Source organism: Pseudonocardia oceani (assembly GCF_019263585.2).
Classification (GTDB): domain Bacteria; phylum Actinomycetota; class Actinomycetes; order Mycobacteriales; family Pseudonocardiaceae; genus Pseudonocardia; species Pseudonocardia oceani.
Window position 1 is genome coordinate 4960388 of the sequence record NZ_JADQDF010000001.1, and the last position, 11370, is coordinate 4971757.

8 protein-coding genes are annotated in these 11370 nt (G+C 74.0%); 6 read left to right on the plus strand and 2 right to left on the minus strand.

Features of this window, described 5'->3' with window-relative positions; translation table 11 throughout:
• Positions 1-9: 9 nt before the first annotated feature.
• Positions 10-2877 (plus strand): bifunctional acetate--CoA ligase family protein/GNAT family N-acetyltransferase, encoded by a 2868-nt coding sequence (locus I4I82_RS24745; protein WP_218596053.1) that lies wholly within the window; start codon positions 10-12, stop codon positions 2875-2877.
• Positions 2878-2892: 15 nt separating this feature from the next.
• Here I4I82_RS24745 and I4I82_RS24750 read toward each other — a convergent pair whose 3' ends face one another.
• The gene (locus I4I82_RS24750) at positions 2893-3492 is read right to left on the minus strand and encodes a TetR/AcrR family transcriptional regulator (RefSeq protein WP_218590601.1); all 600 of its coding nucleotides are present in this window, start codon (positions 3490-3492) and stop codon (positions 2893-2895) included.
• Positions 3493-3591: 99 nt separating this feature from the next.
• On the opposite strand from I4I82_RS24750, the gene I4I82_RS24755 reads away from it, so the two are divergent.
• From I4I82_RS24755 to I4I82_RS24775, 5 genes are all read left to right on the plus strand, one after another.
• Complete coding sequence (locus I4I82_RS24755; RefSeq protein WP_225920676.1) at positions 3592-4746, plus strand: acyl-CoA dehydrogenase family protein; 1155 nt, start codon at positions 3592-3594, stop codon at positions 4744-4746.
• The gene (locus I4I82_RS24760) at positions 4743-6335 is read left to right on the plus strand and encodes an acyl-CoA carboxylase subunit beta (protein WP_226370238.1); all 1593 of its coding nucleotides are present in this window, start codon (positions 4743-4745) and stop codon (positions 6333-6335) included. Before I4I82_RS24755 ends, I4I82_RS24760 begins: the two co-directional genes overlap by 4 nt.
• Positions 6336-6382: 47 nt before the next feature.
• Positions 6383-8293: an AMP-binding protein gene (locus I4I82_RS24765; RefSeq protein WP_225920677.1), complete on the plus strand. Its 1911-nt coding sequence runs from the start codon at positions 6383-6385 to the stop codon at positions 8291-8293.
• Positions 8294-8366: 73 nt separating this feature from the next.
• Positions 8367-8819 (plus strand): MaoC family dehydratase, encoded by a 453-nt coding sequence (locus I4I82_RS24770; protein ID WP_218590599.1) that lies wholly within the window; start codon positions 8367-8369, stop codon positions 8817-8819.
• Entirely contained in the window at positions 8816-9613 is a 798-nt protein-coding gene (locus I4I82_RS24775) for an HpcH/HpaI aldolase/citrate lyase family protein (RefSeq protein ID WP_226370239.1), read from the plus strand. Before I4I82_RS24770 ends, I4I82_RS24775 begins: the two co-directional genes overlap by 4 nt.
• A 21-nt stretch (positions 9614-9634) precedes the next feature.
• Here the strand turns inward: I4I82_RS24775 and I4I82_RS24780 are convergent, their stop codons facing one another.
• Positions 9635-11287 (minus strand): fumarate hydratase, encoded by a 1653-nt coding sequence (locus I4I82_RS24780; RefSeq protein WP_218590598.1) that lies wholly within the window; start codon positions 11285-11287, stop codon positions 9635-9637.
• Positions 11288-11370: the final 83 nt, after the last annotated feature.

Consider the following 11370-nt stretch of genomic DNA (forward strand, 5'->3'; position numbering starts at 1 on the left):
GGACCCGCGATGACCCGCTCCCCGCACGCCGACCGCGACACGGCCGAGGACGGTGCGGCCGGAGGGAGCGCGGCCGGAGAGAGCGCGAGCGGCGCGGCCGGGGTGGGCGGAACCGGCGCGAACGGCGCGGCCGCCGCCGGGGCAGCGGGCACTGCCGGGCCGGCCGGCGCCGACGGACAGGCCGCCTCTCCGCCGACCGACCCGCCCGCCGCCAGCCCCGGCTACCCCCGCCACTGGGAGGCCGACGTCGTGGCCTCCGACGGCGGCATCGTGCACCTGCGCCCGATCCTGCCCTCGGACGGCGAGGCGCTGCTGCGCTTCCACGAGAGCCTGTCCGAGCGCACCCGCTACCTGCGGTTCTTCGGTCCCTACCCGCGCATCCCCCCGCGCGACCTGGAGCGCTTCACCGTCGTCGACCACCGCTCCCGCGTGGCGTTCATCTGCCTGCTCGGCGACGAGATCATCGCCGTCGGCCGCTACGAGGGGCTGCCGGGCGACGGCGGCCCGGGCGGCACCGAGGGCACGGCGGGGATCGACTCGGCCGAGGTGGCCTTCGTCGCCCGCGACACCCACCAGGGCCGCGGTCTCGGCTCGATCCTGCTCGAGCACCTCGCCGCCGCGGCGCGGGAGAACGGGCTGCGCCGGTTCGAGGCCGAGGTGCTCGTCGAGAACCACGCGATGGTGCGGGTGTTCCGGCAGGCGGGCTACCAGGTGAGCCGGGAGTTCGCCGACGGCGTGCTGCACCTGGAGTTCGACATCGACCCCACGGAGAAGTCGCTCGCGGTGCGCGACTCCCGCGAGCAGCGCGCCGAGGCCCGCAGCGTGCACAACGCGCTGCACCCGACGTCGGTCGCGGTGATCGGGGCGTCCACGGACCCGTCCAAGATCGGCCACGCGGTCTTCGCCAACCTGCTGCGCGGCAACTTCACCGGGCCCGTCTACCCGGTCAACTCCGAGGCGCGGTCCGTGCGCGGTGTGCGCGCCTACCCCTCGGTCACCGACATCCCCGACGACGTCGACCTCGCCGTGGTCGCCGTGCCCGCGGCGGGCGTCGACGAGGTCATGGACTCGTGCCTGGCCAAGGGCGTGAAGGCGCTCGTCGTCGTCAGCTCCGGGTTCGCCGACTCCGGCGCCGACGGGTCGGGGGCGCAGCGCCGCCTGGTGGAGGAGGCCCGCGCGCACGGCATGCGCGTGATCGGCCCCAACGCGCTGGGCGTCGCCAACACCGACCCCGAGGTCCGGCTCAACGCGACCCTGGCGCCGACGCTGCCCGGGCGCGGGCGGGTCGGGTTCTTCTCGCAGTCCGGTGCGCTGGGCATCGCGATCCTCGCGGCGGCGCGGGGGCGTGGTCTGGGGCTGTCGACGTTCGTCTCGGCGGGCAACCGCGCCGACCTCTCCGGCAACGACCTGCTGCAGTACTGGCAGACCGACCCGGCCACCGACGTCGTGCTGCTGTACCTGGAGACGTTCGGCAACCCGCGCAAGTTCGGCCGGCTCGCGCGGCGCCTGGCCCGCACCAAGCCGATCGTGGCGGTCAAGAGCGGGCGGCACTCCGCGCCGATCCCGGCGCACGCCGAGGTCTCCACCCCGATCGACGACGCCAGCGTCAAGGTGCTGTTCGAGCAGGCCGGCGTGATCCGCGTCGAGACGCTCTCGGAGCTGTTCGACACCGCACTGCTGCTGGCCTACCAGCCGCTGCCCGACGGGCCGCGGACCGCGGTCGTCGGCAACTCCACCGCGCTGGGCCTGCTGGTCACCGACGGCCTGCTCGACTCCGGGCTCGACCCGGCCGGCCCGGCCGTCGACGTCGGCACGGCGGCCTCGCCCGGCGAGTTCGCCGCGGCGGTGTCGGCGGCGGTGCACAGCGACGAGTGCGACGCGCTGGTCGCGGTGTTCGTCCCGCCGATCGCCATCCCCGGCGCCGAGTACGCCCGCGCGCTGCGCGAGGCGGTGGCGGGGTCGGGCAAGCCGGTGGTCGCGGTGTTCCTGGCCGTGGAGGGTGTGCCCGCCGAGCTGGCGCTGCCCGGTCCCGACGGCTCGCCCGGGCCGGGCTCGGTGCCCAGCTTCCCCAGCCCGGAGCGCGCGGTCGCGGCGCTGGCGCGCGTCTCGCGCTACGCCCGCTGGCGCTCGCGCCCGGTGGGGGAGTTCGTCACCCCCGCGGGCATCGACCTCGACCGGGCCCGCGCGCTGGTGGCCACGCTCCCCGAGGGCCGGCTCGACGACGAGTCCGCCGTGGCGCTGCTCGACTGCTTCGGCATCCCGCTGACCGCCTTCCGCCGCGTCCGGGGCGCCGACGCCGCGGCGGCCGCGGCCGACGAGCTGGGGTATCCGGTGGCGATCAAGGCCGTCGGCGACCGCTGGCGCCACCGCACCGACCTCGTCGGCGTGCGCCTGGACATCGGCACCGCCCCCGGCGTCCGCCGGGCGGTCGAGGACCTCGTCGCGCTCACCGGCGACGACGAGGTGTACGTCCAGCGGATGGCGCCGAAGGGCCTGTCGTGCGTGCTGGAGGTCGTCGAGGACCCGTCGTTCGGGTCGCTGCTGTCGTTCGGCCTGTCCGGGGTGGCCACCGAACTGCTCGGCGACCGCGCGTTCCGGGTGGTACCGGTCTCCGACCAGGACGCCGCCGCACTGGTCCGCGGCCCGCGCGCCGCGCCGCTGCTCGCCGGCTACCGCGGCAGCGAGCCCACCGACCTCGACGCGCTGGAGCAGATCGTCCTGCGCGTCGGCAAGATCGCGGAGGAGCTGCCGGAGGTGCGCTCGCTCGCGCTCGACCCGGTGCTGGCCTCGGCGCAGGGCGTGTTCGTCACCGGCGCCCGGGTCGTGCTCGGTCCCGCCCCCAGCCGCGACGACGGCGGCCCCCGCCGCCTGGGCTGAGCGGGGAGGGCCCGCTCAGGCCGGCGGCACCAGCACCGCGAGCAGGGCGTCCGCCATCTCCCGCCCCAGCTCCGCGGGGGTGCGGGGGCCGGTCGGGCGGTACCACTTGTACGTCCAGTTGACCGCGCCCAGGCACATGTTGACGAACACCTTCGGCGCCATCGCCAGCCGCACGTCGGGGTGCTCGTCGAGGTGGCGGCGCAGCGTCGAGACCGCGACGTCCTCGAACAGGCGCCGGCGCACGATCAGCTCCTCGGCGAGGTCGGGCCGCAGCTCGTCCTCCTCCTCGAAGCAGATCTTGAGCAGCTCCCGGTTCTCGCAGGTGTGCACGACGCGCGAGACGAGCAGGTCGTGCAGCCCGTCGAACGGGGTGGCCGCGGCCGCGACCGTCTCCTGCGCCATCCGCAGGCTCTCGTCGAGCACGTCGGAGTAGATCCGGACGAGGAGCTCCTCCTTGTTGCGGAAGTAGTGGTAGAGCGTCGGCTTCGACAGCCCGACGCCCGCGGCGATCTCGTTCATCGACGTGGCCCGGTACCCGCGCGTCCCGAAGATCTCGACGGACGCCGCGAGGACGCGGGCGCGCTGCGCGTCGGCGCGGGCGGAGGTGGGAGGCATCGCGGTGACCGTATCCCGGGTCGGGGCGGGACACGGACCCGTGTTGACAGGGATGGCGGCAGCCACTCTACTGGGTTCGACCGACCGGGCGGTCGAACGATGGAGGGGTACTGCATGAACTGGGAGCTCGACGCCGAGCACGACGCGTTCCGCGACACCTGCCGCACGTTCGTCGACCGGGAGGTGCGCCCACTGGTCGACGCCGCGGAGTCCGCGGGCACGTTCCCCGACGAGCTGTGGAAGCGACTCGGCGCGGCCGGGCTGCTCGGCCTCGTGACGCCCGAGGAGCACGGCGGCGGGGGCGGCGACAGCGTCACGGTCGCGCTGCTCGCCGAGGAGCTGGCCCGGGCGAGCGGCGGCATCGCGGTGACGGCGCTGGTCAGCGCGTACATGGCGGCCCCGCACGTGGTCCGCCACGGCACCGCGGCGCAGCAGGAGCGCTGGCTGGGTCCGTTGGCCTCGGGGGAGGCGGTCGCGTCGATCGCGGTCACCGAGCCCGGCACCGGGTCGGACGTCGCGGGCGTCACCAGCACCGCCCGCCGCACCGACGACGGGTGGGTGCTCAACGCCCGGAAGATGTACATCACGAACGCCGGGCTGGCCGACCTGCTGGTCGTCGCCGCCCGCACCGGCGACGCGGGCCGCGGCGGCGTCACCCTGTTCCTGGTCGAGGCCGACGCACCGGGGGTGTCGACGGGCACCCCGCTGGTCAAGATGGGCTGGCACTCCTCGGACACGCGCGAGGTGGTGCTCGACGACGTCGTCGTCGGCGCCGACGACGTGCTCGGCGAGGAGAACCGCGGCTTCTACCAGATCATGGAGGCCTTCCAGCTCGAGCGCATCGCGCTGGCCGGGATGGGCCTCGGGCACGCCGCGGAGTGCCTGGACCTGGCGCTGCAGTACACCCGCGAGCGCGAGGCCTTCGGGGCGCCGCTGACGCACCTGCAGACGATCCGGCACAAGCTCGCCACGATGGAGATCGAGCTGGAGTCGGCGCGGCTGGTCACCTACCAGGCCGCCGCGCGCCTCGACGCGGGCCACCCGGAGGCGGGGAGGTCGGTGGCGCGGGCCAAATACGTGGCCGCGATCGCGGCGAACCGCATCGTCGACGACGCCGTGCAGCTCTTCGGCGGCGCGGGCTTCGTGGAGGAGTCGCCGGTCGCGCGGCACTACCGCGACGCCCGGATCCTGCGCATCGGCGGCGGCACCGACGAGATCCAGCTGGAGATCCTGACGCGCGGCATGGCGTCGTGACCCGCACCGTCGACGGCGCGGCGCCGGCCGGGGAGGTGCACGCGGTGGCCCAGGGAGGACCGGACCCGGCCGGCGAGATCCGGGTCGACGAGGTCGTCGACGCCACCACCGTCGCGCTCGCCGGCGGCGACCCCGCCCGCTGGCCCGACAAGCTCCCGGTCCGCGACCGGATCGCGGTGCTCGTCGACCCGGGCTCGTTCGTCGAGGACGGGCTGCTCGCCACCGCCGCCCGCGACGGGGCGCTGCCGGCCGACGGCGTCATCACCGGCGTCGGGCGCGTCGAGGGCCGCCCGGTGGCGGTGATCGCGCACGATTTCACCGTCAAGGCCGGATCGTGGGGCGAGCTGACCTGCGAGAAGCAGATCCGCATCCTGGAGCGCGCCGACCGCGACCTGCTGCCGGTGGTCTACCTCGTCGACTCCGCCGGCGGGCGACTCACCGACCAGATGGGCTTCTTCCCCGGCCGCCGCGGCGCCAGCGCGATCTTCCAACTGCAGGTGAAGCTGTCCGGGCGGGTGCCGCAGCTGTGCTGCCTGCACGGCCCGAGCGCGGCCGGCGGGGCGTACATGCCCGCGTTCTGCGACTGGGTCGGCATGGTCGAGGGCAACGCCTCGATGTACCTGGCCAGCCCGCGGGTCGCCGAGAAGGTCACCGGCGAGCGCACGACGCTGGAGGAGATGGGCGGCGCGATGATGCACGCCGAGGTCTCCGGCTGCGGCGACGAGGTGTTCGACGAGGACTGGCAGGCCGTCGCCGCGGCCCGGCTGCTGCTGTCCTACCTCCCCGACGACTTCCGCTCCGCCCCGGCGCGCGCGGAGTCCCGCGGGCCCGAGCGCGACGACTGGGACGGCCTGGTCCCCGTCGACCCGAACACCGCCTACGACGTGCGCGACGTCGTCGACCGCCTCGTCGACGCCGGCACGTTCTTCGAGATCAAGGCGCGCTGGGCGCAGGAGATGGTCACCGGTCTCGCGCGCCTGGACGGGCGGGTGGTCGGGATCGTGGCCAACCAGCCGATGGTCCGCAGCGGTGCGATCTTCGTCGACTCCGCCGACAAGGCCGCCCGCTTCATGAGCCTGTGCGACGCGTTCAACATGCCGCTGGTGTTCCTGCAGGACGTGCCCGGCTTCATGGTCGGCGTCGAGGTCGAGCGCGCGGGCATCATCCGCCACGGCGCGAAGATGATCACTGCGATGGCGAGCGCCGAGGTCCCCAAGTACTCGGTGGTGCTGCGCAAGGCCTACGCCGCCGGCTTCTACGCGATGTGCGCGCCGGGCTTCGAGCCCCGCGCCACGCTCGCGCTGCCCACGGCGACGATCGGCCCGATGGGCGCGCAGGCCTCGGTCAACGCGGTGTACGCCAACAAGATCGCCGCGATCGGGGACGAGGACGAGCGCGCCGCGTTCGTCACCGCCCGCACCGCCGAGCAGCAGGCCGACATCAACCTGCTCCGCATGGCGTCCGAGCTGGTCGTCGACGCCGTCGTGGAGCCCGCGCGGCTGCGCGCGGAGCTCGTCGCGCGGATGGTCGACGCCGACCGCTGGACGCGCTCGACCGGCCGCCGCCACCACCCCATCAGCCCCGTGTGACCTGGAGGACGACGATGTCCGAGAACAGCGCAGACAGCCTCACGCACTTGCTGGACAGCCCGATCGTCCCGCTCCGCCCCGAGTGGACGGTGCCCGAGCGCGTCGAGCAGCTCGCCGCCGCCCGCGCGCTGGACGGGCCGGACGCCTACTGGGAGTGGGTGGCGCGCCAGCAGCGCTGGTCGACGCCGTGGACGAGCGTCCGCACCGGGGAGATCGACGCCTTCCGCTACTTCGAGGGCGGCCGGCTCAACGTGGCCGACAACTGCGTCGACCGCTGGGCCGAGGACCCCGCGACGGCCGACCGCGCCGCCGTGGTGTGGGAGGGCGAGCCCGGCGACACCCGCACCGTCACCTACGCCGAGCTGGCCGGCGAGGTCTCCCGGCTCGCGGCCGGGTTGCTGGGCCTGGGCGTGCGCAAGGGCGATGTCGTCGCGATCTACATGCCCAACCTCGTCGAGGCCTTCACCACGATCCACGCCTGCAACCGCATCGGCGCGATCTACACCGTGCTGTTCTCCGGGTTCGGCGAGGAGGCGGTCGCGTCGCGGCTGCAGGCGGCGCGCGCGACGGTCGTGGTCGTCGCCGACGCGATCTACCGGCGCACGAAGCCGGTGCCGCTGCTGGAGACGCTGCGCGCGGCCCGCACGCGGACGCCGTCGGTCCGGGCGACGGTCGTGGTCGACCGCACCGGGGAGGACGTGCCGCTGGGCGAGGGTGAGCACGCCTACGCCGACGTGCTGGAGTCGGGCGCGGCGGGCACCCCGGCCGTGCCGCTGGACCCGAACGAGCCCTCGTTCCTCATCTTCACCTCCGGCACCGAGTCGAAGCCCAAGGGCGTGGTGCACAGCGTCGGCGGCTTCCTGCTCGGGACCTGGGCCAACGCGCACTGGCAGGCCGGGTACGAGCCGGGCGACGTCTACTGGGTGGCGGCCGACGTCGGCTGGCTGACGTTCCCGATCCAGGCCGTCGTCGGCGGGCTGGCCTGCGGCATGACGATCGCCTGCTACGAGGGCGCACTGGACACGCCGACCACCTCCCGGTTCTACGAGGTCTGCGAGCGGCACGCGGTCACCAAGGTGCTGTGCGCGCCGACGCTGGTCCGGATGCTGCGCAAGTTCGGCGACGACCTCGCGGCCGCGCACCCGCTGCCCGGGCTCAAGCTCGTCACGGTCCAGGGCGAGCCCCTGGACGGCGACACGTTCGGCTGGGCCACCGCGACGCTCGGCGTGCCCGTCGTCAACGCCTACGGGCAGACCGAGACCGGCTCGACCTGGACCTATCCGGTGTACGGCGCCGAGGACCTCAAGGCGGGCTCGGTGGGCACTCCGGTGCCCGGGCACTCCTTCGAGATCCTCGACGACGACGGCGCGCCGGTCGCGCCGGGCGTCAAGGGCAACCTGGTGCTGACCAGCCCGTTCCCGACGCTCGCCCGCACGGTCTGGGACGACCACGACCGGTACCTGAGCACCTACTTCTCCCGGTTCCCCGGAAAGTACGCCACCAACGACGAGGCCGTCCTCGACCACGACGGGCACCTGTGGGTGCTCGGCCGCGCCGACGACGTCATCAACGTGGCCGCGCACCGCATCTCGACGATGGAGATCGAGGCGGTCGTGACGGCGCACCCCGACGTGGTGGAGGCCGCGGTCGTCGGCGTCCCGGACGACACGAAGGGCACCGTCCCGATCGCGTTCGTGACCCTGCGCGAGGGCGCGGGGGAGGGCGCGGCCGAGCAGATCCGGGCCCGGGTCGTGGGGGAGATGGGCGGCTACGCGCGGCTCGACCGGATCTTCGTGACCCCGGCGATGCCCAAGACGCGCACGGGGAAGACGATGCGCAGGCTGCTGCGCGACGTGGTGGTGCACGGCGGGGCCACCGGCGACACGTCGGCGATGGACGACCCGGCCGCGCTGGACGCGGTGGCGGCCGTCGTGGCCGCGCAGGGGGTGCGTGCGTGAGCGAGCCCGCGAGCTCACCATCAGACGCAGCAGCGCCGCGAACGCGGCCGACGAGCGCCGGCGAGGAGGACACATGAGCGGGATGTGGTTCGAGGACCTCACGGTCGGCACGGTGGTGGAGGCGGCCACGCGCCGCACGGTCACCGAGACCGACAACGTCCTGTTCACGACGATGACCATGAACCCACAGCCGCTGCACCTCGACGCCGAGTTCGCGGCCGGCACGGAGTTCGGGAAGCCCCTGGTGAACTCGATGTTCACCGTCGCGCTCGTCGTCGGGCTGGCGGTGCCGGAGCTGACGCTGGGCACCACGATCGCCAACCTCGGCTTCTCCGGCATCGAGTTCCCGAAGCCGGTGTTCGCGGGCGACACGATCCGCGTCGTCACCGAGGTGATGGAGGCGCGGAGGAGCTCGTCGCGGCCGGACGCGGGCATCGTGACGTTCCGCCACGACGCGTCCAACCAGCGAGGCGAGGTCGTCTGCCGGGCCACGCGGGCGGCGTTCATGCGGTGCAGGCCGGCGTGAGGTCGCTGCTGTTCGTCCCCGGCGGGCGCGCCGACATGATCGCCAAGGTGGGTCGCTCGCGGCCCGACGGCGTGGTCCTCGACCTGGAGGACGCCGTCGCGGCCGGGGACAAGGACACCGCGCGGGCCACCGTCGTCGCGGCGCTGGCGGTGCTCGACGTCGACGCCGTCGTGCTCGTGCGCGTCAACCCGCCCGGCAGCCCCTGGTTCGCCGACGACCTCGCCGCGGTGGCGGGAACGCGCGCCGACGGCGTGGTGCTGCCCAAGCTGGAGCATCCGGGGCAGGTGGAGCAGGTGCGCACGGGGCTCGGGCCGGACGCGGTCGTCGTCGGGGGACTGGAGACCGCGCTCGGCGTGGCCGACAGCCGCGCCCTGCTCGAGGGCAGCGGGCTCGCGGCGGCCTACTTCGGCGCCGAGGACTACGTCGCCGACCTGGGTGGGCGCCGCACCGCCGGCGGGCACGAGGTGCTCTACGCCCGCAGCCGCGTCGCCCTGGCCGGGCGCCTGTCGGGCGTGCCGGTCCTCGACCAGGTCGTGGTCGCGGTCCGCGACGACGACGCGTTCCGCCGCGAGGCCGCGCAGGCCCGCGACCTCGGCTACGCGGGCAAGCTCTGCATCCACCCGGCGCAGGTGGCGCTGGCGCACGAGGCGTTCACGCCGTCGGAGGCCGAGGTGGCGCACGCCCGCGCCGTCGTCGAGGCGTCCGCGCAGGGCGTCGGCCTCGTCGACGGGCAGATGGTCGACGACGTGCACGTGCGCATGGCCCGCGCCGTCCTGGACCGCGCCGGCCCCTGACCGCCCGCCGCAGAGCAGGGGTCAGGACCGGCGGAAGCCGATCTGCAGCGTCGGGGCGCTGACCTCGGAGAAGAAGTCGTTGCCCTTGTCGTCGACCACCACGAACGCCGGGAAGTCCTCGACCTCGATCTTCCAGACCGCCTCCATGCCCAGCTCGGCGTACTCCAGCACGTCGACCTTGCGGATGCAGTCCTGCGCCAGCCGTGCGGCGGGGCCGCCGATGGAGCCGAGGTAGAACCCGCCGTGGGCGGCGCAGGAGTCGGTGACCTGCCGGCTGCGGTTGCCCTTGGCCAGCATCACCAGCGAACCGCCCGCGGCCTGGAACTGGGCGACGTAGGAGTCCATGCGCCCCGCGGTGGTCGGCCCGAACGAGCCCGACGCGTAGCCCTCGGGGGTCTTGGCCGGCCCGGCGTAGTAGACGGGGTGGTCGCGCAGGTAGGCCGGCATCTCCTCGCCCGCGTCGAGCCGCTCGGCGATCTTGGCGTGGGCGATGTCGCGGGCGACGACGAGCGGGCCGGACAGCGACAGCCGCGTCTTCACCGGCAGCGCGGAGAGCTGCTCGCGGATCTCGCTCATCGGGCGGTTGAGGTCGACGCGCACCACGTCGGTGGAGAGCCCGTCGTCGGTGACCTCGGGCAGGAACCGCGCCGGGTCGCGCTCGAGCTGCTCCAGGAACACGCCGTCGGGCGTGATCTTGGCCTTGGCCTGGCGGTCGGCGGAGCAGGAGACGGCGATGCCGACGGGCAGCGAGGCGCCGTGGCGGGGGAGCCGGACCACGCGCACGTCGTGGCAGAAGTACTTGCCGCCGAACTGCGCGCCGATGCCGAACTGCGCGGTGAGCTCGAGGACCTGCTTCTCCAGGTCGTGGTCGCGGAAGGCGTGGCCGAGCTCGGAGCCCGCGGCCGGCAGGTTGTCGAGGTAGCGCGCCGAGGCGAGCTTCGCGACCTTGAGCGTGTACTCCGCCGACATGCCGCCGACGACGACCGCGAGGTGGTAGGGCGGGCAGGCCGCGGTGCCCAGCGAGCGCAGCTTCTCGTCGAGGAACGAGGCCAGCTTCTTCGGGTTCAGCAGCGCCTTCGTCTCCTGGTAGAGGAAGGTCTTGTTGGCGCTGCCGCCGCCCTTGGCCATCGTCAGGAACTCGTACTTGGGGGTCTGCCCGGGCACCGAGTACAGCTCGACCTGGGCGGGCAGGTTGGTGCCGGTGTTGCGCTCGTCCCAGAACGACGTGGGCGCCATCTGCGAGTAGCGCAGGTTGAGCTGGTCGTAGGCCTCGAAGATGCCGCGTGAGACGGCCTCCTCGTCGGTGCCGCCGGTGAGCACCGTCTCCGTGCGCTTGCCGATGACGATGGCGGTGCCGGTGTCCTGGCACATCGGCAGCACGCCGCCCGCCGACACGCACGCGTTGCGCAGCAGGTCGGTGGCCACGAAGCGGTCGTTGGGCGAGGCCTCCGGGTCGTCGATGATCGACCGGAGCTGCGCGAGGTGCGAGGCGCGCAGGTAGTGCTGGATGTCGTGGACCGACTCCCGCACGAGCGCGGTGATCGTGGAGGGGGCGATCTCGAGGAAGGTGCGCCCCGCGGCCTCCACCACCTCTCCGGCGGGGAGGTCCAGGCGCCGGTACTCGGTGGAGTCGGGGCCCAGCGGAAGGACGTCGGTGTGGCGGAACTCGGTCACGCGCCCACCTTACGTACGGGTCGGGAGGCCGGACCGGCCCCCGACCAGTCCGACCCCCCGGGGAACGCGCAGCGGGACCGTGA

Bases quoted from the DNA above. Each gene is read 5' to 3' on its own strand.
- I4I82_RS24745 (WP_218596053.1), top strand. From the start codon at position 10: ATGACCCGCTCCCCGCACGCCGACCGCGACACGGCCGAGGACGGTGCG.
- I4I82_RS24750 (WP_218590601.1), bottom strand. From the start codon at position 3,492: ATGCCTCCCACCTCCGCCCGCGCCGACGCGCAGCGCGCCCGCGTCCTC.
- I4I82_RS24755 (WP_225920676.1), top strand. From the start codon at position 3,592: ATGGAGGGGTACTGCATGAACTGGGAGCTCGACGCCGAGCACGACGCG.
- I4I82_RS24770 (WP_218590599.1), top strand. From the start codon at position 8,367: ATGAGCGGGATGTGGTTCGAGGACCTCACGGTCGGCACGGTGGTGGAG.